This window comes from Clostridioides sp. LIBA-6622 (assembly GCF_056716095.1).
In genome coordinates this window covers 1306346-1330709 of the sequence record NZ_CP196998.1, presented here as the reverse complement: position 1 = coordinate 1330709, position 24364 = coordinate 1306346, and the positions used below count along the sequence as shown (strand labels likewise).

Annotated in this window: 24 protein-coding genes and 1 other annotated feature; of the genes, 4 read left to right on the top strand and 20 right to left on the bottom strand. The window is 28.2% G+C overall.

Annotated elements, in window-relative coordinates:
* Positions 1-15: 15 nt before the first annotated feature.
* The 6 genes from ACTG47_RS06425 to ACTG47_RS06400 form a co-directional block, all read right to left on the bottom strand.
* Positions 16-456, bottom strand: a complete 441-nt coding sequence (locus tag ACTG47_RS06425) for a MarR family winged helix-turn-helix transcriptional regulator (protein WP_479926522.1) — start codon at positions 454-456, stop codon at positions 16-18.
* 249 nt (positions 457-705) lie between these two features.
* Entirely contained in the window at positions 706-1140 is a 435-nt protein-coding gene (ytfJ, locus tag ACTG47_RS06420) for a GerW family sporulation protein (RefSeq protein ID WP_479926521.1), read from the bottom strand.
* The gene (locus ACTG47_RS06415; RefSeq protein WP_479926520.1) at positions 1094-1726 is read right to left on the bottom strand and encodes a DUF2953 domain-containing protein; all 633 of its coding nucleotides are present in this window, start codon (positions 1724-1726) and stop codon (positions 1094-1096) included. Before ACTG47_RS06415 ends, ytfJ begins: the two co-directional genes overlap by 47 nt.
* Before the next feature lie 190 nt (positions 1727-1916).
* Positions 1917-2456, bottom strand: coding sequence for an SMC-Scp complex subunit ScpB (scpB, locus tag ACTG47_RS06410; RefSeq protein WP_479926519.1), 540 nt, complete (start codon positions 2454-2456; stop codon positions 1917-1919).
* A gap of 1 nt (position 2457) precedes the next feature.
* On the bottom strand, positions 2458-3177 hold the full coding sequence (locus tag ACTG47_RS06405) for a segregation and condensation protein A (RefSeq protein ID WP_479926518.1): 720 nt from the start codon (positions 3175-3177) through the stop codon (positions 2458-2460).
* 29 nt (positions 3178-3206) lie between these two features.
* Positions 3207-3803: a site-2 protease family protein gene (locus ACTG47_RS06400; RefSeq protein WP_169465657.1), complete on the bottom strand. Its 597-nt coding sequence runs from the start codon at positions 3801-3803 to the stop codon at positions 3207-3209.
* 259 nt (positions 3804-4062) lie between these two features.
* Between ACTG47_RS06400 and ACTG47_RS06395 the strand changes: the two genes are divergently transcribed.
* From ACTG47_RS06395 to ACTG47_RS06385, 3 genes are all read left to right on the top strand, one after another.
* Positions 4063-4557, top strand: a complete 495-nt coding sequence (locus ACTG47_RS06395; RefSeq protein ID WP_479926517.1) for an N-acetyltransferase family protein — start codon at positions 4063-4065, stop codon at positions 4555-4557.
* Positions 4558-4695: 138 nt separating this feature from the next.
* Positions 4696-5532 (top strand): AraC family transcriptional regulator, encoded by an 837-nt coding sequence (locus tag ACTG47_RS06390; RefSeq protein ID WP_169465660.1) that lies wholly within the window; start codon positions 4696-4698, stop codon positions 5530-5532.
* Positions 5533-5547: 15 nt separating this feature from the next.
* Positions 5548-5970: a DUF2000 domain-containing protein gene (locus tag ACTG47_RS06385; RefSeq protein WP_479926516.1), complete on the top strand. Its 423-nt coding sequence runs from the start codon at positions 5548-5550 to the stop codon at positions 5968-5970.
* A gap of 189 nt (positions 5971-6159) precedes the next feature.
* Here the strand turns inward: ACTG47_RS06385 and ACTG47_RS06380 are convergent, their stop codons facing one another.
* The 3 genes from ACTG47_RS06380 to ACTG47_RS06370 all read right to left on the bottom strand — a co-directional run bounded on the left by ACTG47_RS06380 (position 6160) and on the right by ACTG47_RS06370 (position 9460).
* Positions 6160-7323, bottom strand: a complete 1164-nt coding sequence (locus ACTG47_RS06380) for a D-alanyl-D-alanine carboxypeptidase family protein (RefSeq protein WP_169465663.1) — start codon at positions 7321-7323, stop codon at positions 6160-6162.
* Between the two features lie 53 nt (positions 7324-7376).
* Positions 7377-7577: a CD1290 family small acid-soluble spore protein gene (locus ACTG47_RS06375; RefSeq protein ID WP_169465665.1), complete on the bottom strand. Its 201-nt coding sequence runs from the start codon at positions 7575-7577 to the stop codon at positions 7377-7379.
* 206 nt (positions 7578-7783) lie between these two features.
* Entirely contained in the window at positions 7784-9460 is a 1677-nt protein-coding gene (locus tag ACTG47_RS06370) for a ribonuclease J (RefSeq protein ID WP_169465754.1), read from the bottom strand.
* A gap of 216 nt (positions 9461-9676) precedes the next feature.
* Between ACTG47_RS06370 and ACTG47_RS06365 the strand changes: the two genes are divergently transcribed.
* Positions 9677-10414, top strand: a complete 738-nt coding sequence (locus ACTG47_RS06365) for a metal-dependent hydrolase (protein ID WP_479926515.1) — start codon at positions 9677-9679, stop codon at positions 10412-10414.
* Between the two features lie 116 nt (positions 10415-10530).
* Here ACTG47_RS06365 and ACTG47_RS06360 read toward each other — a convergent pair whose 3' ends face one another.
* From ACTG47_RS06360 to ACTG47_RS06310, 11 genes are all read right to left on the bottom strand, one after another.
* A complete protein-coding gene (locus ACTG47_RS06360) occupies positions 10531-10989 on the bottom strand; it encodes a Fur family transcriptional regulator (RefSeq protein ID WP_169465669.1) in 459 nt (152 codons plus the stop codon).
* Positions 10990-11272: 283 nt separating this feature from the next.
* Positions 11273-11560 carry a DUF1292 domain-containing protein gene (locus tag ACTG47_RS06355; RefSeq protein ID WP_021384007.1) on the bottom strand — a complete coding sequence of 96 codons (288 nt, stop codon included), beginning with the start codon at positions 11558-11560 and terminating at the stop codon, positions 11273-11275.
* Between the two features lie 77 nt (positions 11561-11637).
* On the bottom strand, positions 11638-12063 hold the full coding sequence (gene ruvX / locus ACTG47_RS06350; RefSeq protein ID WP_169465671.1) for a Holliday junction resolvase RuvX: 426 nt from the start codon (positions 12061-12063) through the stop codon (positions 11638-11640).
* Positions 12064-12216: 153 nt separating this feature from the next.
* A complete protein-coding gene (locus ACTG47_RS06345; RefSeq protein ID WP_479926514.1) occupies positions 12217-14388 on the bottom strand; it encodes a hypothetical protein in 2172 nt (723 codons plus the stop codon).
* Between the two features lie 9 nt (positions 14389-14397).
* Positions 14398-14655, bottom strand: coding sequence for an IreB family regulatory phosphoprotein (locus ACTG47_RS06340; RefSeq protein WP_003419418.1), 258 nt, complete (start codon positions 14653-14655; stop codon positions 14398-14400).
* 24 nt (positions 14656-14679) lie between these two features.
* The gene (gene alaS, locus ACTG47_RS06335) at positions 14680-17319 is read right to left on the bottom strand and encodes an alanine--tRNA ligase (protein WP_479926513.1); all 2640 of its coding nucleotides are present in this window, start codon (positions 17317-17319) and stop codon (positions 14680-14682) included.
* 67 nt (positions 17320-17386) lie between these two features.
* Positions 17387-17626, bottom strand: a binding site (T-box leader).
* A gap of 142 nt (positions 17627-17768) precedes the next feature.
* Positions 17769-18848 carry a tRNA 2-thiouridine(34) synthase MnmA gene (mnmA, locus tag ACTG47_RS06330; RefSeq protein ID WP_479926512.1) on the bottom strand — a complete coding sequence of 360 codons (1080 nt, stop codon included), beginning with the start codon at positions 18846-18848 and terminating at the stop codon, positions 17769-17771.
* A 149-nt stretch (positions 18849-18997) separates the two neighbouring features.
* The gene (locus ACTG47_RS06325) at positions 18998-21832 is read right to left on the bottom strand and encodes a cell wall-binding repeat-containing protein (RefSeq protein WP_479926511.1); all 2835 of its coding nucleotides are present in this window, start codon (positions 21830-21832) and stop codon (positions 18998-19000) included.
* Between the two features lie 322 nt (positions 21833-22154).
* Positions 22155-22595 (bottom strand): Fe-S cluster assembly scaffold protein NifU, encoded by a 441-nt coding sequence (gene nifU, locus ACTG47_RS06320; protein WP_054269774.1) that lies wholly within the window; start codon positions 22593-22595, stop codon positions 22155-22157.
* Positions 22596-22648: 53 nt separating this feature from the next.
* Positions 22649-23842, bottom strand: a complete 1194-nt coding sequence (nifS, locus tag ACTG47_RS06315) for a cysteine desulfurase NifS (protein ID WP_021384067.1) — start codon at positions 23840-23842, stop codon at positions 22649-22651.
* Positions 23843-23859: 17 nt separating this feature from the next.
* Positions 23860-24306 (bottom strand): RrF2 family transcriptional regulator, encoded by a 447-nt coding sequence (locus ACTG47_RS06310; protein WP_003419409.1) that lies wholly within the window; start codon positions 24304-24306, stop codon positions 23860-23862.
* Between the last annotated feature and the right edge of the window lie 58 nt (positions 24307-24364).

Here is a 24364-nt window from a genome sequence, read left to right as displayed (position 1 = left end):
AATACACTCTCCTTTCTAAAACAACTGTTCTATTATAGTTTTAGTTTCTTCTAAAGAAGCAAATAATTTATATTTATTATCTATATCTAAACAATCCATTTTATCGCTTATTATAGATACAAATTTTAATATTTCATCATCTAATATCTTTTCTCCATTTTCAGTTATGCCATAAAATGTATTTCGTCTATCTCTACTATCTTCTTCTCTATATACATAATCTTGCTCAACTAATTTATTAAGTAGTATACACAAACTAGAAGTAGATACATGTAAATCTCTACTTAAATTTTTAAGCTCTATTTTATCATGTTTCCTTATTTTTACTAAAGCAAAAAATTGTCTTTCTGTAAGAATCTTACTTTTTTTGTATCTTTCATTATTAATAATTTTTATTAAATTATGAAAGTTATTCATACTTTCTAACAACAAAATAGATAACTCTTTATCGCTCATAACACTCACCTCAAAACTAATGATTTATAACTCCCTCTTATATCTCAAATACGTTTATATATCTATAACATAATACTACTTTTCTTTTTATAATTATACTATATATCAACTTTATTATCTATTTAAATTGTTTTAAACTAAAATATTACTAGATATAAACATTTAAAACACATAATAAAATAGTGGGATTTATACTACTAATCCCACTACCTTATTTAAAACTACATCCATATTTGTAAATATATTATCTTATTCTTGCATATTATTTTTATCTTGATTTTTATTACTTTGAGATATGTTCTGAATTTTCTCCAATATTCTAGGAGTTATAGATAATATATTATCTACAAGATTAATATTACTATCTAAACTCATTATTCTAGTCTCTCCACTTTCAACAACTACAAATGCTACTGGTTGCACAGATATAGCACCTGCACTACCTCCAGCAAAATTTGTATCTGCTTTTTCACTTTTCAATTCAATTTCTTTATCTTTCTCGTCATATCCTTTTGAGTATTCTCCTCCTCCTATACCAAATCCAATTGTAACTTTTGATATAGGTACAACTACTGTAGTATCTGTTTTTATAGGGTCTCCTATAATAGTATTTGCATCTATAGAACCTTTAATTGTTTCAAGAGTTGTTTCCATAAGACTTTGTATTGAACCTGTTGCTCTCATTACTATCACCTTCCTTATAATTTCCTTTATTCTTATTTATAATTTTATTAACCATTATTATAGTGTGAAATAAATCTTTTATTCTTGACCTTATATGTATCCTTATATTTCCCAAAACATAATCTTTTGTAAAATCTGGATTTACATTTAAATACATTTTTTCTGCATCAATCATATTAAATAAATTTCCATACAGTGTATTTATTAATACATACACAGAAGATGTTAAGCCGATATTTTCAGTTCCAAAATTAATATTTGAATAAAGTTCATGTATTTTTATCTTTTTTAATAGTCTATAAATACTTAAAAGGTCATCAGCTAATAATATACTCGAATCTATATTATTCTTCATCCCCTCTTTTTTATCATTATTTTTACTATTTTCAGCTGGATAAAGTTGTCTATTTATATTTATTAAATTAAACATGTATTTTATATTAAGCTTTAAACGAATATCTTTGTTGTTTATATCAGCTATTAATAAGATATTTATATGAGATATAAAAAATAATATAAATATACTTATTATAAAAATTATAGCTATTATTAAATATTTAAAATTAAATAATTCATTAAACTCCATGTTTATATTATCATCAAAAAATTACTATTTATACTTAATTATCCATATTTATTTCAATAGAATTCTAGTTTTATATTTAAACAAAAAACCACAATAACTTAGAGCATTTTAAATCTTTAAAAATTTAAAATTACAAACTAAATTATTGTGGTTTTTAATTTTAATACTATCAATATACATGTACAACATTTTATTCATTTGTCGCTACTTCTTGATAATTCTCTATAGGAGGCAACTCTTCAAGGCTTTCTATATTTAATAATTTTAAAAATTCATCAGTTGTTTTATAGATTATAGGTTTACCTATCTTATTAAGTCTACCAGCCTCTCTTATAAGTTCATTTTCAAATAAGGTTTGTATTACCTTATCACATTTTACTCCTCTTATATCTTCTATCTCCACTTTTGTTATCGGTTGTTTATAAGCAATTATAGTAAGAGTTTCTAGTGTAGCTTGACTCAGGCTTTTCTTTTTCTTTGGTTCAATAATCTTCTTTATATATTCTGCATAATCTTTATTTGTACACATTTGGTACTTATTTTCTAATTTAATTATCTGGATACCTCTATTTTTTTCTCTATATTCGTCAATAAGCGAATTTAACATAATCTCTATCTCTTTTGATGAAAGTTCTTTATTTATTATATAGTTTAATTCTTTTATACTTATTGGCTCTCCATATGCAAACATAACAGATTCTATAATATACTTTATATCTTCTCTTTTCATTTTAACACTCCGAACTTTTTCTTATTAGAATATCATCAAAAAATATATCCTGTACTACTACTATTTCTTTTTCTTTTATAAGCTCTAATATAGATAAAAAAGTAGCAATTATTTCATCATTTTCATAAGATTTTATGATATTTGTGAAAGTAACTTCAAGCTTCTCTTTTATAATATCTCTTATATATAATATTTTTTCTTCTACAGATATTATTTTCTTCCTTACTATTTTATCTAGTTTCTCATCATTAGAATTTTCAATTTGTGATGTTTTAACTTTAAATATGTAGGGAAGTATATTTTTTATTGCTTCTATTGATATATCTTCTAAGTCTACATTGTCATCAATAATTATTTCTTCTTTATTTCTATAAAATCTCTCATTGGCATAAGTTACATTTTCTTTTATATCTTGTGATGCCATCTTGAATTTTCTATATTCTTCTAACTTCTCCATAAGTTCTATTCTTGGGTCTTCTTCTTCATCCTTTTGTTTATAAAGTAGATATTTGGATTTTATCTCTAGGAGTTTTGATGCCATAGTTATAAATTCACTAGTTATCTCTAAGTCCATTTTATCTAACAACTTCAGATAATTTAAATACTGCTTAGTTATATCTATTATAGATATATCCTTTATGTCTATTTTATGTTTTGTTATTAAATCATATAGTAAATCTAATGGACCCTCATAGACTTGCAATTGTATATTATATTTCATATCAATCCCTCTTTAATCTATTTATTGTATTAAACAAATAAATATACTATTTTTAGTAATACGGCATATATTGGTGTTAATATTATACTATATATACCAGTAAATAAAGCAATTAATAAAATTATATAACTCATACTTTCAAACTTGTACACATATTCATTCCATTTATATGGTACAAATGTAGATATAACACCCCATCCATCAAGTGGTGGTATTGGAAGTAAATTAAAAGCTGCAAATCCAATACTATATAAAAACACATATTCAGCTATTGTGTTTATCGCATACATATGCACATATTTATTGATAATCACACAAATTATGGCAGTCAAAAGATTACAAAAAACACCTGCAAGTGAAACTATCAGATTTCCTATTTTGTAGTTTTTAAAGTTATTTGGATTTACTGGTACTGGTTTTGCCCATCCTATTCTAAGAATAAACATAGCCAAAAGACCAATTGGGTCAACATGTCTTACAGGATTTAATGTCATTCTACCATAAGATTTAGCTGTATCATCTCCTAATAAGTGAGCTGAATAAGCATGGCCAAACTCATGTATTGATATTGCCATAGCTATACCAACTAAACTTGCTACTATTTCTCCTATATTCATACTTAACATTAATGTACATCTCCTAAATTAAATTTTTAATACCATTATAACAATTAAATAACTTATAAGCAAAATTATTTTATATTATAATGATTTTAACATATAGGCATAAAATTAAAATTCACTTTTTATTTTATAACTTTTATTATTATATCATATTCATTCTGAAAATATAATAATTACACCTGTTGTAAATATAATATTATATTGACATGAATTGACATTATTGTTACTTTACTTGTATATTACAAATGAAAGGAGTAATAAAATGAACAATATTGCAGAAAAAAATGAACTTAAATTTAGATATGCAGTTGAAACAGATACACCTCTTATATTAAATTTCATAAAAGAACTTGCTTCTTATGAGAATCTATTAGATGAAGTTGTTGCTACAGAAGAAATACTCCACGAATGGCTATTTGTAAAGAAAAAAGCTGAGGTTCTTATTGGTGAATATAATAATAAAGCTATAGGTTTTGCCTTGTTTTTTCATAATTTTTCGACTTTTCTTGGTCGTGCAGGAATTTATTTAGAAGACTTATATGTCAAGCAAGAATTTCGTGGCAAAGGATATGGCAAAGCATTTCTAAAAAAACTAGCAAGTGTTGCTATAGAACGTGGATGTGGTCGTTTGGAATGGTGGTGTCTAGACTTAAATAAACCAAGTATAGATTTTTATCTATCAATGGGCGCAGAACCAATGAAAGATTGGACAGTATATAGAATTGATGGAGATACTCTCGATAGTTTAGCAAAATAAATTACATATAAATAAAAATAGCAGCTAATAGATAAAGTTGCTATTTTTTTATTCATATTTAGATTTTAGTCAATATCATACAAGAAGTACAAAAAAATATATGTTACACTCTATATAACGTGAAAGGAGGTTGCTTAAGTGAAACAAGAAGAACGCACAGTATGTTTTGATAAGGAATTGAAAATCGAAGCATATAGATTTAAAGGTATAATGCAAAAGTTCCCAAACCATTTTCATGAGCATTATGTAATTGGTTTTATAGAAAAAGGTCAAAGATATTTATCTTGTAAAAATAAAGAATATACCACAAGTACTGGGGATTTATTACTTTTTAACCCTTTTGATAGTCATACTTGTGAACAGATAGATAATAAAGTACTTGATTACAGATGTATAAATATTAAACCAGAAATAATGAAGAAAACTGTATTTGAAATTACAGGAGAAAATTATTTGCCTAAGTTTAATCAATCTGTGATATTTCGTAGTGAACTAGTACCTCTACTACAAGAATTGCATCATATAATCATGGAAGAAGAATTAGATTTCAAAAAAGAAGAACTTTTCTTCTTTCTAATTGAACAATTAATTGAAGAATATACAGAACCAAATTTACAGTTTAACTTGGAAAAAACAAGTGTAGAAATACAAGCGGTATGTGACTATCTAGAAGATAATTATTCTGAACATATATTACTTGATGAATTAAGTACTATATCAGGGATGAATAAGTACTCATTACTTCGCAACTTTACAAAATTAAAAGGTATTACACCATATAGGTACTTAGAAAATATACGAGTAAATAAGGCTAAGAGACTTTTAGAAAAAGGTGTAGAACCTATAGATGCTGCCATACAGACAGGCTTTGTAGACCAAAGTCACTTTACAAATTTCTTTAAGAATTTTATTGGTCTTACACCAAAGCAATATCAAAACATATTTATAAACAATGAGAAAAACAACTTTAAATAAAAAGGAGAAATAAAAATGGAAACTAAAAATTCAAAATGTGTTATGGTAATAGATGAAACTTTACCAATGGGAATCATATCAAATACTGCTGCTATAATGGGAATTACACTAGGAAAATTTGCACCTGAGACTGTTGGTTCAGATGTGATTGATAAAACAGGAAATATGCACTTAGGAATAGTTGAGCTTCCTGTTCCTATATTAAAAGGAAACAAAGAACTTATAAAAGATTTACGAAAAAAACTATATAGTACTGAATTTGAAGAATTAACTGTTGTGGATTTTTCAGATGTTGCACAAAGTTGTAATGTTTATGATGAGTTTGTTCAAAGAATTGCTAATGTACCAGAAGATAATCTACAATATTTTGGCATAGCAATCTATGGTAACAAAAAGAAAGTGAATAAACTTACTGGTAGTATGCCTCTACTTAGATAAATATTAAGTGGTCATATATAATATAAATATAAAATAATATTCTAAGTTTTATATATTTATCTAGTTCTCTATAAAAAACATAAAATTATGAAATCCTTCTATAAAAATAAATAAAAATACCCCTATAGTAAATATTTCTATATGGGTATTTTTTATGTGGATTATAATTGCATATCATTTGACAATTATTTATATCATATTATCAATTATTCTTTGAAGCATTTGTAGATAACTTGCCTTATTTATATCTTTAGTGTTTATCAATTCTACTTCGCCTATTACTTTTTTATCTTTACATATCTTTATCTTTCCTAAAACAGTTCCTTTTTTAATTGGCATTTTAGGATTTTTTACTATTTCAATTTTCTTATCAAATTCTTTAGAGCTTCCTTTTTTAATAAGAGCGTTTAAATCTTCCTTAGCAACTAGCTTAACTTTGTTTTCATCAGCCTTATCCAATGTAAGTGTTGCTACATTATCTCCCTTACTACATAACTTAACACTTTCATAGTTAGCAAATCCATAGTTTAAAAGACTAGACGCATCATTAAATCTTTCTGGAGAAGTCTCTGCTCCCAAAGTTGCTGCAACTAGATGAGTATTACCTCTCTTTGCAGCAGCTGATAAACAGTATTTCGCTTCTTGAGTAAATCCAGTTTTAACACCAGTTGCTCCTTGATAATGCTTTATAAGTTTGTTAGTATTTGCAAGACCTACTGTAACTTGTTTCTTCCCTACCACAACTTTATCCATCCAAGTAGTTAAGTATTTACTTATCATTTCATGTTTTAACAATTCTCTAGACATTAAAGCTATATCATGAGCAGATGTATAATGGTTTGCAACTGGAAGTCCATTTGTATTTGCAAAATGAGTATCATTCATATTTAACTCTTTTGCTTTAGCATTCATTCTATCAACAAATCCTTCAACACTTCCAGCTAAATGTTCAGCCATAGCAACACAGGCATCATTTGCAGAAGCAACAGCTATACCTTTTAATAGTGTATCAACCTTTTGAGTTTCTCCTGGCTCTAGGAATATTTGACTACCACCCATACTAGATGCAGTTTCACTTACTTGAACTTCATCATCAAGCTTAATCTTGCCTGAATCTAAAGATTCTACTATAAGTAGCATGGTCATTACCTTTGTTACACTGGCAGGAGGAAGCTTTTTATGAGCATCCTTTTCATATAAAATTTGTCCACTACCAACATCCATCAAAATTGCTGATTTTGAAGATATATTTAGTTGGTTGGCATCAGCATTTTCCTTATTATTTGCAAAAGAAAAGCTTAAAGGAGTAAGCGCAAGTAATATAGCCAAAGCAGTACTAGCTAATTTTTTCATCGATGTCACCTCTTAAAGTTTATTTAAACTTATTTTCTCACATTTAACTTTTTTTATTCTAAATGCCTAGATATACCTTGACCTAAATTTTTTTTCTTCTCAAGCTTTTTAAAATAACCTTCTAAAACTCCTTTATTCGATGCATTTTCTATTATTTCAAAAGCATCTTCATAATTCATTCCATATTCTCCTGCTATTTCCATCTTAGTTTGTTTTAAAGCTTTTATAGCATTTTGTTTTGATATATTATCCATAAGAATCCTCCTATTAGTAAAATTTATATATAATTAGTTTTTACTAATAAAAGATTGTTATAATTGGTATTTTATGTAATACACATATTTTTCAATATCACAAATTAAAAAGACCTCTTGCAATTCTTAAAATAACATCAATTGGATTTTTGATATTATTTTAAAAATTACAAGAGGTCTAATTTTCGATTTTATAGTTTTTTATATTACACTTCCATTATTATAGGAAGTATCATTGGATTTCGTTTAGTTTTTTGATATAAATATTCTTTTAGGTTTTCTTTAATATTATTCTTTAAATAAGCCCATTCTTTAATATTTTTCTCTTCACATTCATTTAGGACATTCTTAATTATGTCTTTTGCTCCATCCATTAAATCTTCTGACTCTCTTACATATACAAAGCCTCTAGAAATTATATCTGGACCTGCTAAAACTTTACCTTCATCCTTAGAAATAGTTACTACAACTATCATAAGACCATCTTCTGATAAATGCTTTCTATCTCTTAATACTATATTACCTACATCACCTACACCTAATCCATCTACTAATATGTTTCCTGTTTGTATACGATTTGCTACTTTAGCAGAGTTCTTATCTAATTCTAAAACATCTCCTGTTTGCATGACAAAAATATTTTCTTTGTCCATACCAAGTTGTTCAGCTATCTCAGCATGTCTTTTTAACATTCTATATTCACCATGAGCTGGCATAAAAAACTTAGGTCTAACTAATGCATGTATAAGCTTTAATTCTTCTTGACAGGCATGTCCAGAAACATGTATATCAGCTATGTCACTGTAAACTACTTCTGCTCCCTTTTCAAATAAGAAATTGATTACTCTTGATATTAATTTTTCATTTCCTGGTATTGGATGAGCAGATATTATAACTAAATCGCCACTCTTTATTTCTACTTTTTTGTGCTCTGAAAAAGCCATTCTAGCAAGAGCTGACATAGGTTCACCTTGTGAACCAGTTGTTATTATAACTAACTCACTATCTTCATATTTGCATATATCATTTAAATCTATAAGCATATCATCAGAAATATCTAAATATCCTAATTCTTTTGCAACTCCAACTACATTTACCATTGAGCGACCTGATATAGCAACTTTTCTATTGAACTTTTCAGCTGTATTTATTATTTGTTGTAATCTGTGTATGTTGGATGCAAACGTAGCAACTATAATTCTTCTGCCATTACCTTTTGCAAATAATTCATCAAGACCTACTCCAACAGTCTTTTCAGACATAGTAAACCCTGGTTTTTCTGCATTAGTACTATCAGCCAGCATTAAAAGAACTCCTTTTTTGCTTAACTCACAGATTCTATGCATATCCATAACATCACCATCAATAGGAGTCAAATCAATCTTAAAGTCTCCTGTGTGGTATATTATACCCTGGTCTGTGTGTACTGCAATAGAGTAAGCATCTGGTATACTATGATTATTTTTCAAAAACTCTACTTCCATGTTATCAAGTTTTATAACTTGTCTTGGAGTTATGACATTTAACTTAACATTATTCATCTTATGCTCTTTAAGTTTCACTTGTATAAGACCTATACTAAGTCTTGCTCCATACACAGGTACATTTATCTTCTTTAGTATATATGGAAGAGCCCCTATATGGTCTTCATGTCCATGTGTAATAAATATACCCTTTATCTTATCCCTATTTTTGACTAAATAAGTTATATCTGGTATAACTATATCTACTCCTAACATTTCATCTTCTGGAAAACTAAGTCCAGCATCTATAACAATTATTTCATCTTTATACTCAACAACAGTCATATTTTTCCCAACTTCGTTAAGTCCACCTAAGGCCATTACCTTTATCTTATTGGTGTTCTTTTTGAACAATTGCATCATCTCCTTCTGTCTATTTAATTTTTTAACACGTTCTACAATTCTAAATAATATCAAATCACGCACTCGCTACCAGTTATTCTTATTGTACCATAATTCGTATCATATTTTAAGCTATATTTAAAATACATTTAACGTATTATTTTGACAAACCTATTTTATTTTGATATCCTCTAAATATTATATGATTTAATATCGGATATTTTAGGGGGATTTATGCGTGGTAAAACTCATTGTGCAATAGGAATCTTAACAGCTATCCAAACGTCTTTAATATTTAAAATTCCTATATCTTTAGTTGACATTTTAGTTTCAGCTACTTTTGCAGTACTACCCGATTTGGATAAATCTAATTCTATGGTTTCAAATTTCATTCTAAAAAACAATATATCCAAATACATATATAGAATTTTTATATATGCTGTTAATATTATTATTTTCTTTATTTCAATAAATATAAATGATAATTTTTATTTAAGTGCAATAATTACATTTATTGCAATTATAATTATTGAAGCAAAATTAACCCACACGCTTCTTAGAAAAATCTTTCTATCATTAATATTTATACTATTAGCTATATGCTTATACATCATAGAAGTTGAAATATATTTTACAATTTTTTGTCTAATGTTGTCAATTTTTCCCTGGTTGAAGCACAGAAGTTTTTCTCATAGTATATTTGCAACTATAATAATATATTTTTTACTAAAACAGATAGAATTAATCACTAGTATTAATAATTTATCTTTTTATGGGACACTTGGTTATGCAAGCCACATGTTTTTAGGAGATTTATTTACAAAACAAGGAATACCAATTTTTTATCCGTTAAGTGAGAAAAAAATTTCTTTAGGTTTTTTAACGGTTGGAGGTCCATTTAGTAATTTTATAGAAAAATCATTTATTTTCATACTTATAGGGTTTATTGTATTTTCAATATTAAAATTATAAACACTTCAAAACCTATGTATTTGTATATCATAACCGATTCATAATAAAAAATGGAAGAATAGCATAGAATATAAAAGTTCTATACTATTCTTCCATTGACATTAAGCAATAGAAGGTTATTCTTCTGAGTCGCTTATTCCATTACACTCATCACATAGTCCATAAAATTTAACATCATGATCAAGTATTTTAAATTTGTACAATGATTGTATCTCTTTTTCTATATTGTCTAAAAGGTCTTCTTTAACTTCCATTATTTTTCCACAATTTTTACAAATAAGATGATGATGATTATGACAGTCTTCTTTATGTAGACTAATCTCATATCTTATACATCCATCGTCTAAGTTTAGTTTTGATATTAATCCTATTTCATCCAACAACTGCATTGTTCTATATACAGTAGCTAAACCTATTTCAGGACAGTCAACCCTAACCAAATCATAGATTTCTTCACTACTTAGATGTGAATGGTCATGTTTAAGCAATATTTCAACTATTGCTCTTCTTTGTGGCGTAATCTTAAAACCAGTTTCTTTTAACTTGTCTTTTAATAAATCCATTGTGTTTGCCATAACATCACCCTTACTATTTTCAATTGATAATCTTTATTAAATAATATTGTAATTGATAATTCATTTTTTGTCAAGACATTTGAAAAAATTTAATTTATTCTCACAATATAAATATATACCCATAAAAGATATATTATTCACCAAAATCTATAAATTTTTTAATATTTTTAATAAAAAATAAAAAAACAGATATATACTATAAATGCTTTTTATAATTAATACGTCTTAATTAAAGCAAAAATAATAAATACCTGAATTTTTATATACAAACTTAATTCTTTATCTAGTTAAGTCCATTTGAATCATCTTCGTCGTAATTTAAACCTTCTTCTTCCATTATAGCTGTATATACAGCTACAACAGTTTCATACTCTTCATCACTTTCTAAAGGTATTAAGATTTCACCTTCTTCATCTTCATCGATTCTAAAGATTAAAGCTTCTTCAGCCTCTTCATCATCTAAAGGCATTAATATTGCATACTCTTTTCCTTCTGCTTCTAATGTTAATATTATTTCAAATTGGCTTTCAACGCCATTTTCGTCTATTAAATTTATTATATTTTCTTCCATAATGTCATTCACCTCAAATTTATTTTTATTTTTATTATTTATATTATATATCATAAGTATTCAATTTTATAGCTCTTTTATGAATTTATTTTAAAATCTAAATATCCTTGTAAAATTATTACTGCTGCTAACATATCTATAACCTTTTTTCTCTTTTGTCTACTTACATCTGCCTCTAATAAAGACCTCTCTGCTGCTACTGTAGAAAGTCTCTCATCCCAAAAATCTACATCAAGACCTGTTTCTTCTTTTAATAACTCACAAAACTTGATTACTTTTTCTCCTTGTGGACCTAAAGTTCCATTCATATTTTTTGGCAATCCTGATACAATTTTATTTACTTGTTTTTCTTTTATTAATGCTTTTATTTCTTCAATATCTTTTTTCTTGCCAACTCTTCTTATTGTTTTTACACCTTGTGCAGTTAATCCCATTAAATCACTCACAGCAACTCCAATAGTTTTATCACCAACATCAAGCCCCATTATTCTTCCGTCTAACATAATTCCTCCTTTGTTTATTTATATTCTACAAGTTAAATACATATTATCAATCATAAAAATTGCAATATGATTTTTTGATGTAAACTATTCAGTTTACATTAGTAATCATATTGCATTTTCTATTTAAATAGTATATAAACAGTAAAAAATTCTTTAGTTATTTTTTTCAAATATTATCATATTTATACTTATTATTATAAGTGGTATAAGTATATATATAGATGCTGTAGATGCAGCAACTATACCAGAATCGTTAACTAAAAGAGTAATTATACAACCAACCATAGATGCAATAAAACCTTTAAATAAAATTGGGAAGTTGTTCATTATCTTCCTAAAGTGTCTAGATGGCTTGAATATAAGTACTGCAATTACTCCAATTCCTACAAGTAAAATATTTACCCATACACTTGTCTGTGCTAATTGCATATTCATTTGAATCTTTCTTCCAAATGTCTGTAATATCTCTCCTGGCCCATTTAGGAAAATTCTCTGTACAAACATGCCTAAATGAGATTCACTACCTGAAACTATATCTAAAGCTGCAAATGCACAAACAACAACCACAGCTGATACAGCCAGTAATATGACTTTCTTAAAATCTAATTTAATATCATATATAAGCATTATAAACAATAAATATGCTACACATTCTGATATAGCTCCACCAACATTTGCGCCCATTGAAGGATATGCACTAGTTATAAGTATTATTAATGAAAAAATTACAACAAGTAACTTAGATACCTTCTTGTAATGTAATAATACTGCTAGACCAAATATTGCACTTGCAATAGTTACACCTTCATATTCATTTCCTACACCATAGTATCTAGCTCCAATAACAGCATCATAACTCATTATGTTATTTTGCATTAAGTATGTTCCAAATACAGAATCTATAACTATGACCAAAATAGTAAGAGCTGCGAAAAATCCCATGTGTTTTATATCATTGTCTTTAAATAATTTTCTACCCAGTAAGTATAATATTAATGTTGTAGCAAATATCCCTAAAGATATTGAAAGTGGAGTTTTAAAATTCATCAAAGGAGCTAACATAAATGACAATGGCATTATTATACCCAATTTTATAAACTCTTTAAGTACTTTGAATACACGCTCTTTATGTGGCATGTAATTTCTAAAGAAAACTGCAAACATTGCAATTACCCAAGAAGCAGATATCACTCCTACAAATCCATTTATAATACTTGACCTTATTGAAGATATAGATACTATTCTTTCATAAAGTGATTTAAGATAACTGGCATTGTCTTCTTTGTTTACCAAAGTGTAACTTCTACCTACCATCTCTTTATTTTTAAGACTAAATTCATTTAGTATATCTACACCAACATCTAGATTTGCGACAATCCCTGCTTTTCTTGTTGTTGCAGATTCCAATAGACCTTTCCCTTCCCCACTAAATTTTATTATTGGAGAAAGTCTTCTTTTATTTTTATAATCTAAATCACTTGGAAAAGCACTTGATATATAAACAGTGTCATTTTCTCCAACCATAGAAAATACTTGCTCAAGATACTTATTTATATTTTTTACAATGTTTTTCTTCATTGTAGCATAAGTATTATCATTTAGATTCAATCTATACATATCTAATCTGTATGTATCTCCAAGTTCCACAAATATAGCATCACTATTATTATAAGATTTTTTAGTCTCATCTAATAACTTATTATAGTCTGTAGACATTCCAAATGGCATTTTTGAATCTTTTTTATTAATATCATCAATATTACCTGAATCAATTCTTCCATATTGGTCCATCGCAACTAAACATAGATTTCTATTTTTAATTACTTGATTATTTTCAATAATATCAGAATTTCCAATCACAGATGTCTTTAAGCCATTTTCTGACAAAGTTTTTCCTAATGAACCTAAGCTTGCTCCATATTCTCCATACTCAAGATTTTCGTTTATGGATTTATTAATACTTAAATCATTTATTTCTTTAGCTTTTTGACCTGTTGCAATTTCAAAAACTTTAGCAGTATCTTGGTCTACTTTTTGAAAATTGATATAGTCTTCATCAGTTACACTAGCTCTTGTTCCTGCACCCATACTTGCATAAGACCTTCTATCATCAGTACCTTGATCCCCTCTTATATTCATGAGAGCTATATAACCTCTCTTTTCTAGCTCGTTTTTTAAGATTGGAATATTCATCATACTTCCAAGATTAGTCCTATTCATATCAATAAATATAACCTTGCCTTTTTTTTCAGCAAAACTATAGCTGGCAGTCGATACAAAAATCATAATGACTACTGCAAACAATGACATAATCTTTTTTCTCATTTATTTGACCTACTTTCTATTCAGATAGTGCGTGATTACTTCTTCAAGTATCTCATCTCTTTCAAATTTTTTAATTATAGCTCTTGCATTTTTGTGACTAGTTATATAGCTAGAATCACCAGAAAGGAGATACCCTATAATTTGATTTATAGGGTTATATCCTTTTTCAACTAGTGCTTTATATACAAAATCAATAGTGTCTCCTACACTCATTCTATCTTCTGGTATTCCTTCAAATTTCATAGTGTAGTCTAAATCTTTTTCCAAATTAAAAACCTCCTTAAGTGAATGTTATTTAACTTGTGTCTTAACAACCTCACTTGCATAGCTTAAAGCTTGGTCAACCTTAGATACATCACTAGCTCCTGCTTGTGCCATATTAGGTCTTCCTCCTCCTTTTCCTCCAGCTATTTTTGCAACTTCTCTAACAATATTACCTGAATGTATTCCTTTGTCTAATACATCTTTAGTTGCAGTAACCACAAAGTTAACTTTATCATCTACTACATTTGCTAGTACCACTACACCAGAACCAAGCTTATCTCTTAGATTATCTGCTGTTTCTCTTAGTGTATCCATATCCATACCTTCAAATTTATTAGTTATTAAATTAACTCCATTTACTTCAACCTTAGAATCAAAAATAGAATCAGCTGATTGTAAACTCATCTTAGCTTTCATATCATGCAATTCTTTAGATAAATTTTTATTTTCTTCTAATAAAGAGCTTATTCTTTGAATTAAATTATCTTCCTTAGATTTTAATGTTACACAAACTTCAGAAATAATTCCGTCTCTTTCATTTAGATATTCATAAACAGCTTTTCCTGTTATTGCTTCTATCCTTCTTATACCTGCTGCTACCCCACCTTCAGATAATATTTTGAACATTCCTACTTGAGAAGTATTTGTCAAGTGAGTTCCTCCACAAAGTTCTGTAGAATACTCTCCCATAGAGACTACTCTTACCTCATCACCATATTTTTCACCAAATAGTGCTGTAGCTCCTTTTTCCTTAGCTTCTTTTATATTCATAATATCACATTTTATGTCTAAAGATGATAAAATAACATTATTTACTTTTTCTTCTATTACTTTTAATTCTTCATTTGATATAGCTTCAAAGTGAGTAATATCAAATCTAAGCCTTTCTGGTGTAACTAGAGAACCAGCCTGATTAACATGGTCTCCCAATACTTCTTTTAATGCCTTATGAAGTAAATGTGTAGCACTGTGATTTCTTGCAGCTGCCATTCTAATTTCTCCATCTACTAGTGTCTTCACTTTATCTCCATTGCTGATTTTTCCTGATTTTATTATACCTATATGTTTTATACTATTATTAGCTCCTTTTTTAGTATTTAGTACTTCTACAACTAGGTTTTCATTAGTTATTAATCCACAATCTCCAACTTGTCCTCCACCCTCAGGATAGAAAGTAGTATTGTCTAGTACTATAGATACCTTATCTCCTTCTTCTGCACTTTGAACTAATTCATCATCTTTAACTATAGCTTCAATAGTTCCTTCACCATATATTTCACTATATCCATTAAATATACTGTCAACTGTAGATTCTAATTTTGATAGAGGGTCTTCCTTCCAGCTTTCTCCATCCATATTTCCTCTAGCATTTCTAGCTCTTTCTTTTTGTTTTTCCATTTCTTCATTAAAAGCTTCTTCATCTACAGATAAATGTTCTTCTTCTAAAATTTCTTTAGTCAAGTCTATAGGGAAGCCATAAGTATCATATAATTTAAAAGCTTCTTGACCACTTAAAACAGTTTTTCCTTCATTTTTTAATACTTCTATATAAGAGTTTAATATTTCTGTTCCTTGGTCTATAGTTTCATTGAATTTTTCTTCTTCTATTCCAACTACTTTTTTAATATAGCTTTCTTTTTCAACTAAAACTGGATATGCTTTATCATTTACTTTTATAACTTCATCTATTAGTTTTTGTAAAAATAATTCTTTTACACCTAATAATTTACCATGACGAGCAGCACGTCTAAGAAGTCTTCTAAGGACATATCCTCTTCCTTCATTTGATGGAAGTACTCCATCACTAACTAAAAATGTTACAGCTCTTATATGGTCAGTTATTATTCTTAGTGATATATCATTTTTTGGATTCTCTCCATATTTTACTCCTGTTAATTTCTCAACAGCTTCTAATATAGACTTAATTGTATCTACTTCAAAGATAGTATCAACACCTTGCATGATACATCCCATTCTTTCAAGACCCATACCTGTATCTATATTTTTACTTTCTAATAAGCTATAGTTTCCTTCTTCATCTCTATCAAATTGAGTAAATACATGGTTCCAGAATTCCAAATAACGGTCGCAATCACACCCTGGTTTACAATCTGGATTATCACATCCATACTCTTCTCCTCTATCAAAATAAATTTCTGAACAAGGACCACAAGGACCTGTACCTATTTCCCAGAAGTTATCATCTTTACCAAGCTTAACCATTCTTTCTTCTGGAAAATTCATTTCTTTTGCCCATATATCATAAGAATCATCATCTTCCTCATATACAGTTACCCATATCTTATCCTCTGGTATATTTAACCATTCTGTAACAAATTCCCATCCCCATTTGATTGACTCTCTTTTAAAGTAATCTCCAAATGAGAAGTTACCCATCATTTCAAAGAATGTAGCATGTCTTGCAGTTATACCTACATTTTCTATGTCTCCAGTTCTTATACATTTTTGAGATGTACACATTCTTACATTTGGAGGTACTTCTACACCTGAAAAATAGTTTTTCAAAGGTGCCATACCTGAATTTATAAGTAATAAACTCTTATCATTGTTTGGTACTAAAGAATAACTATTTGCTACATAATGACCTTTTGACTCAAAAAACTCTAAAAACTTACTTCTTATTTCGTTTAATCCCATCTTTTCCATATTATGTTCCTCCTAATAAATTTTATTTTTTCGTTTAAATAAAAAACCTCGTCCCTATAAATAAATTTATAGGGGCGAGGACAATCGCGGTACCACCCTAATTATCATAAAAACTATGATATCTTCGGAAAACCTTAGCTATAACGTAACTACCGTCAATCTCTACTTTTATCTTCTTTACATAAGATAAATTTTTCAAGATTGCTACTAAAAGGCTGCTTCAAATATTATATTCTAAGGGCTTCCAGCATTTTCCCTCTCTCTGTAAGACATCAAATATTTTACTATTCCTTATCACTGTATTTGCTTTTTAATTAATATACTAATTATATTACTAAATTTTACAAAATTAATCAATACTATATTTTCATATATAATAATTTTATTTTATAAACTTTATTCCACTTTAATATACTTTTTTATTTATTTTTTTAATTTTTTAGACGTTTTTATAAACTTTTCTCGATTATTCCGCCACCTACTACAATATCTCCATCATACATTACCACAGATTGACCTTTAGTAATAGCCCTTTGAGATTCATCAAAAACTATTTTAATAGTATCTTCTCCTACTTTATGAATAGTTGCTGGTGATGGTTTTGCTGAATATCTTATTTTTGCTTGAACTCTTAATGGTTCTTCTAATTTATCTATTGATATAAAGTTAACATTTTTTGCAATAAGTTCTTTTTTGAACAATTCTTCATTGTCTCCAAGAACTATAGTATTATTTATTGGATTTATATCTATTACAAACATTGGCTTTCCAAAAGTAATTCCAAGTCCTTTTCTTTGACCTATTGTATAATATAGTATACCCTTGTGTTTTCCAAGTATATTTCCTTTAGTATCTACAAAAAAACCTTCTTCAATACGTTTTTTAGAATGTTTTTTTACATAATTTGCATAGTCATTATCTTTTACAAAGCAAATTTCTTGACTATCAGGCTTATTATGAACTGCCATGCCCATTTCTTTAGCAATTTCTCTTACCCTATCTTTTTCATAATCACCTATTGGCAATAAAGTATGTTCTAGTTGTTCCTGTGTAAGATTATAAAGTGCATAAGTTTGGTCTTTTTTATCTGTAACAGATTTTTTTAGCAAATATCTTCCTGTACTTTCATCCTTTTCTATCTTTGCATAGTGACCTGTAGCTACATAATCACAACCTATTTGTCTAGCTTTTTTATAAAAATCATCAAATTTTATATGTTTATTACAAGCTATACAAGGATTAGGAGTTTTTCCTTCTAAATATTCATCTATAAAATAATCTATTACTTTTTCTTTAAATACTTCTCTAAAATTTAGAACATAAAATGGTATACCTATTTTATTTGCTACTCTTCTAGCATCTTCAACTGCTGATAAAGAGCAACAACCACCTTCATTTTCAACATCGTCATCATCTTGCCACAATTTCATAGTAACACCAATGACATCATACCCTTGTTGTTTTAAAAGATATGCAGCTACAGAGCTATCCACTCCTCCACTCATACCTATCATTACTTTTTTATTCATAAACAAATTTCACCTCATCTTTTGCATTACTTATTATTATACCATATAGAGCAAGCATTGTATTTATTTAAAATATAGCTTACTCTATTTTCTAAAAAAAATAATATTATTAAGTAATTTTAGAAGATTTAAGGTTAATCTTTTATTTACTAATTATTGACTACCTTTACTGATGCAGTTGTTTCTGTTATTACTTTATTTGAATTATTGACATCAACTAGTTGTATTTTTACTTTATAAGTACCTTCTGTATTTCCAACTAGATAAACTGATGTTGTTGCATCTTGCAATGAGAATCCTGCCATTGGTCCCCATCCTGTTTTTACTATGTTAAACCAATTTTTATTGCTATCTTGGGCAATTAATTGTATTCCCTCTAAGCTATCTGAACCATCTACCTCTTTTATTTGTACTCTTACATTCTGATAATTATTTTTACCTTTTTTTAGTGCAATATCTACTGATGCTCTATCTTCTATATTTTCAAATTTAGGTATACTACCATCTTGATTTTCATCTATCTTATTTTCTTTTGTTATATTATTAAGTTCACTCATAGTTATAGAAGCTTTACCCCAAGTAACAGTTTTTGAACCTTGTAATATTGTGCAATCTCCAAATCCATTAACAATTACTTTATCTTTATCATAATTATCTGTTTGTATTGGAGTATATTCACTTATATTACAATTATCTGTTAAAGTTAAGTTTGCATTAGTTTCACTTACAACACCATCTGCTTTTACATATTCTATATTTACTCCATACCATCCATTTCCACTTGTTTCAAGATTTGAAGCTGTAACTGATGACCCATTTACTATTAGACCTGCTCCCTTATTATTATTCAAAGTTACATTATTTAATTTAATATTTTGTGACAAATAAATATGCATTCCTGATTTATTTAACCTATCAGAATCTAAACCTGTTACTTTTAGATTATTTATTTCTACATTATCTATTCTATCTAATGTCACTATATTTTCATATCCTGGTATAGTGTCAGTAAATTCTACAGATTTCATTAACTCAGCATTATTAATACCATTTATAATTATTTTTTTATGTATAACAACTGGCTTTTTAATATTTATTTGTCCATCTATTTGCCAGATTTGACCATCTTCTTGTAAATCGAGAGCTTTTTCTAATGTATCAGCATCAGTAATTTTTATCGTTTCAATTTTAACAGGTTCAGCCACTTTTACTATAATACTTGGTAGTGATACTCCTTCTGATAATTTATATCCACTTGATAAATTGGCATTGAATATATATATTCCTGGTGTTGTAGAACTGTACTCTGGTATACTTTTCCATGTTACCCCTACTTTAGTATTAGCTACTCCAGATACGGTTGCTGATAACTCTTTGGGCAAGTTTAATCTACTTAATTCTGTTCCATTTTCTACATTTTGATTCTTTATTGAATCTTCAAGTGCTGTTATTGATGTTATTAATTTGTCTTTTACAGATGAACCACCACTTGAACTTCCTCCACTTGATGAAGAACCCCCAGATGAACTTCCTCCTGGTTTAGTACCATCTATACTTGGAGTCTGAGAACCTTCCACTTTATCAGTTATTGTCCCTTCATTTTTTATATTAGTTCCTGCTGCATCATTTTTTATATTTGTTATTTTACCATTATTCTTAACTACAACATTACTAGAATTATTTTGTATCTCTACTTTTTCTATTTTTGCTCCACTTTCATTTATTATTGTTCCACCCTTACTGTCTTTAACTAATACTTTACTTATTGTACCTTTATTAACTATATCTGCATTTGGAGCAGTCACTACTATAGTCCCTGTATATGTACCATTTAAATTTACAGAAATTGAATTATTGGTACTCAATGATAAGTCATTTGATATAGCTCCTGATGGTTTAACATTTATAACATCATTTGCATCAGCTTTAGCTAAAGCTGTTTTCAATTCTTCTAAAGTTTTAACTTCATATACTGTTGTAGATTGTGATTTTTTTATTTCAGAAAAAGCACTTTCATTACCTGAGCCACCAACCTGTGTGATTGTTTTTAGACTTTTAGTATTCAATACTTTTTCTTGTTCTTCATTTAATTTGTTTCCTACTAAAACTACTGGTGAATTATTTTTTGCTGCCAATGAACCTACTGCTAATGAGTCTATAAGGTCACCCTGCTTATTCATACCATCTTTTGTTACATATGCATTTTTCAACTCTTTTGTTTCATATAAACCGCTTATAACTGCAGCATTAGTTTCATTTCTATCATTTCCTGATACTCTTTTAGGACTAGGTAAAGTATTTTTTGTTGCTTCTGAAATTGACTTTACACCACCAATTACATAAGATGTTTTTATGCCTTTTTCTTTTATAAATTGACTTGATAATTTTATACCTTCATTCGGACTAGAAAGTATTATTGGCATTTTATTTTGAGCTGCTGCTGCTCCCACACTTACTGCATCAGCTAAACCTTTTTCCCCATTAACTACAACTATTTTTGAAATATTACTGGTTGTTTTTCTTCCAAGAGATTCATCTAATTTTTTAGCTATTTCTAAAGAAGTTTGATACCTATCATTTCCAGATATTCTCTCTGTATCAACTTTTAGAGATTTTAATTGGGATTCTACTTCTGAACCCAAAGTTTTTGCTCCACCTATCAAATATACTTTTTCTGCTTTTAACCTTATTATTTCAGCCTTAGTTCTATCATCTAATTTATTATTTTGTGTTAAAAGAATTGGTGCATTTTTAGAACCTGCAAAAGGAGTTGCAGTCAACGCATCTACTATAGTATTGTCATTTACTAATATTACGTTTTTTGATGTATCCCATCCTTTTTTACTTATTTGTATAGCAGTTTCCCATCTACCAGAGCCTTTAAGCGTATCATTGTTTGTTTGAGCATTTGATGTGATTGCTGTTAAACTACTAGCTACTAATGATATAGTAAGAATTGCTGCTATCCTTTTTGGTATTTTCATAATTTTTCCCCCTAATAGTATTTTTTATTTTAAATGTGCCTTTTTCACGAAAATAGCATTTTTAAATAAATTTTTTGGAAATATATTTATATATGAAATACCTCTAAACAATTGATTTACTGGGATTTATGATATTATTATTGTTTAGATATTATAGAAGTGTATATTTTTTATTATTAAATTAATTTATAAAACGGGCTAAAACAAGGAATTTACGCAATAAAAAATAGCCATTTTCGTGAAAACGGCTATTTTTTCTTACTATATCATTATACACTTTTTTAAAAGCGTTTTAAACTGATTTTTGGAAAATTATTCCTTTTTATTCTTCTTCCTCTACATCATGGTCATGAGCATCATCTATAACATACCCATCCAGTTCTGGTATATGGATATTGTTCTTTTGAGCATAATCTATAAGTGCTGCTTTTACAGCTTGTTCTGCTAGAACTGAACAGTGCATCTTTACTGGTGGTAAACCATCTAATGCTTCAGCAACAGCTTTATTTGTAAGTTCTAATGCATCTTTTATAGTTCTACCTTTTATCATTTCAGTTGCCATAGAAGAACTTGCTATAGCTGAACCACAGCCGAATGTTTTAAACTTAACATCCTTTATTACATCTCCTTCTATGTCTAAAAATATCTTCATTATATCTCCACAAGTAGGGTTTCCAACTTCACCTACACCACTTGCATTATCAATTTCTCCCATATTTCTTGGATTCATAAAATGTTCCATAACTTTATCACTATATTGCATTATTTTTTCCTCCTACTCAATTTATGTCTATTTTTTATGTTTTTTCTCTCTGTCTATTTTACTAGGCCTTGTTTCTTTGCATCATCATAAAGTGGTGACATACTTCTAAGTCTCTCTATAACATTTGGTAAATTTTCTAATATATAATCTATATCATCATCTGTTGTAAAATCTCCAACTGTAAGTCTTAATGAACCATGTGCTATTTCATGTGGTAAACCTATTGCAAGAAGCACATGTGAAGGGTCTAATGAACCAGAAGTACAAGCAGAACCACTTGAACCAGCAATTCCTAGCATATCTAATAATAAAAGTATTCCTTCCCCTTCTATAAATTGGAATGCAAAGTTTGCATTTCCCGGAAGTCTATTTTCTAAACTACCATTTATTCTTGTATAAGGTATTCTTTCTAACACGCCATCTATTAGCTTATTTCTAAGACGAGTTAAAGTCTCTACATGATTTTGCATATTTGCTTTAGCTAATTCTGCTGCTTTCCCATACCCAACTATTGCAGGTATATTTTCTGTACCAGCTCTCTTACTTTTTTCTTGTGCTCCACCATGGACAAAGTTATGAAGTCTTACACCTTTTCTTATGTATAAAGCTCCTACACCCTTTGGTCCATATATTTTATGTGAAGACATACTCATCAAGTCTATTCCTAGCTCTTTAACATCTACTGGAATATTACCTGTAGCTTGTACTGCATCAGTGTGGAATAATATCTTGTGTTTTTTAGCTATCTCAGATATTTCTTTAATAGGTTGTATAGTTCCTATTTCATTATTTGCAAACATTATACTTATAAGTATAGTAGTATCTTTTATTGAATCTTCTAATTCCTTTAAATCTACTTTTCCTTCACTATCAACATCCAAATAAGTTATTTCAAATCCGTGATGTTTTGCTAAGTATTCACATGTATGAAGTATCGCATGGTGCTCTATCTTTGAAGTTATTATATGATTGCCTTTATTTTTATTAGCATAAGCTACACCTTCTAATGTCCAGTTGTCACTTTCTGAACCACCAGCTGTAAAATACACTTCACTAGGTTCAGCGTTTATAAGGTCTGCTACTTGTTCTCTTGCTTTATCTAATGCATCTTTTGCTTCTCTTCCGAATGTGTGAAAACTAGATGCATTACCAAAATAATCTGTTAAGTATGGCATCATTGCATCTAATACTTCTTTTTTAACAGGTGTTGTTGCAGAATAATCCATATACAATCTTCTTTTTTCCATTACATTCATCTCCAAATCTATTTTTTAATATTTGTTATATCATTTTCTAATTTATTTTTGTTATAGTCATTTATCATATCTTTTAGAGTAATTGAATCTATAACATCTTCTATACCCTTTTTCATCTTTTCCCAAACTATTTTTGTTACACACATGTTTGAGTTTTCACATACATCTTCATCTAGTACACAGTCAGATAATGCAACTGGTCCTTCTAATACTACAAGTATATCACCTACTGTTATGTCTTCAGCATTCTTCGAAAGTAAATAACCTCCTTGAGCACCTCTTACACTTTTTACTAGACCTGATTTTTTTAAAGATGAAAATATTTGTTCTAAGTACTGATCTGATATTTTCTGTTTCTTAGCAATAAATTTTAATGATACTGGTCCATTATCTTGATTTAATGCTAATTCAAACATTGCTTTTAATCCATATCTACCTTTAGTAGACAACTTCATATATTATCACCTCTATATAGAAATCTAATTCATACTGATTTAGTAGGAATTACTTTCA

Excerpts from the sequence above, each read along its gene's own strand:
- ACTG47_RS06425 (WP_479926522.1), bottom strand. The coding sequence starts at position 456 with ATGAGCGATAAAGAGTTATCTATTTTGTTGTTAGAAAGTATGAATAAC.
- ytfJ (WP_479926521.1), bottom strand. The coding sequence starts at position 1,140 with ATGAGAGCAACAGGTTCAATACAAAGTCTTATGGAAACAACTCTTGAA.
- ACTG47_RS06415 (WP_479926520.1), bottom strand. The coding sequence starts at position 1,726 with ATGGAGTTTAATGAATTATTTAATTTTAAATATTTAATAATAGCTATA.
- scpB (WP_479926519.1), bottom strand. The coding sequence starts at position 2,456 with ATGAAAAGAGAAGATATAAAGTATATTATAGAATCTGTTATGTTTGCA.
- ACTG47_RS06405 (WP_479926518.1), bottom strand. The coding sequence starts at position 3,177 with ATGAAATATAATATACAATTGCAAGTCTATGAGGGTCCATTAGATTTA.
- ACTG47_RS06400 (WP_169465657.1), bottom strand. The coding sequence starts at position 3,803 with ATGTTAAGTATGAATATAGGAGAAATAGTAGCAAGTTTAGTTGGTATA.
- ACTG47_RS06395 (WP_479926517.1), top strand. The coding sequence starts at position 4,063 with ATGAACAATATTGCAGAAAAAAATGAACTTAAATTTAGATATGCAGTT.
- ACTG47_RS06385 (WP_479926516.1), top strand. The coding sequence starts at position 5,548 with ATGGAAACTAAAAATTCAAAATGTGTTATGGTAATAGATGAAACTTTA.
- ACTG47_RS06380 (WP_169465663.1), bottom strand. The coding sequence starts at position 7,323 with ATGAAAAAATTAGCTAGTACTGCTTTGGCTATATTACTTGCGCTTACT.
- ACTG47_RS06375 (WP_169465665.1), bottom strand. The coding sequence starts at position 7,577 with ATGGATAATATATCAAAACAAAATGCTATAAAAGCTTTAAAACAAACT.
- ACTG47_RS06370 (WP_169465754.1), bottom strand. The coding sequence starts at position 9,460 with ATGCAATTGTTCAAAAAGAACACCAATAAGATAAAGGTAATGGCCTTA.
- ACTG47_RS06365 (WP_479926515.1), top strand. The coding sequence starts at position 9,677 with ATGCGTGGTAAAACTCATTGTGCAATAGGAATCTTAACAGCTATCCAA.
- ACTG47_RS06360 (WP_169465669.1), bottom strand. The coding sequence starts at position 10,989 with ATGGCAAACACAATGGATTTATTAAAAGACAAGTTAAAAGAAACTGGT.
- ACTG47_RS06355 (WP_021384007.1), bottom strand. The coding sequence starts at position 11,560 with ATGGAAGAAAATATAATAAATTTAATAGACGAAAATGGCGTTGAAAGC.
- ruvX (WP_169465671.1), bottom strand. The coding sequence starts at position 12,063 with ATGTTAGACGGAAGAATAATGGGGCTTGATGTTGGTGATAAAACTATT.
- ACTG47_RS06345 (WP_479926514.1), bottom strand. The coding sequence starts at position 14,388 with ATGAGAAAAAAGATTATGTCATTGTTTGCAGTAGTCATTATGATTTTT.
- alaS (WP_479926513.1), bottom strand. The coding sequence starts at position 17,319 with ATGGAAAAGATGGGATTAAACGAAATAAGAAGTAAGTTTTTAGAGTTT.
- mnmA (WP_479926512.1), bottom strand. The coding sequence starts at position 18,848 with ATGAATAAAAAAGTAATGATAGGTATGAGTGGAGGAGTGGATAGCTCT.
- ACTG47_RS06325 (WP_479926511.1), bottom strand. The coding sequence starts at position 21,832 with ATGAAAATACCAAAAAGGATAGCAGCAATTCTTACTATATCATTAGTA.
- nifU (WP_054269774.1), bottom strand. The coding sequence starts at position 22,595 with ATGCAATATAGTGATAAAGTTATGGAACATTTTATGAATCCAAGAAAT.
- nifS (WP_021384067.1), bottom strand. The coding sequence starts at position 23,842 with ATGGAAAAAAGAAGATTGTATATGGATTATTCTGCAACAACACCTGTT.
- ACTG47_RS06310 (WP_003419409.1), bottom strand. The coding sequence starts at position 24,306 with ATGAAGTTGTCTACTAAAGGTAGATATGGATTAAAAGCAATGTTTGAA.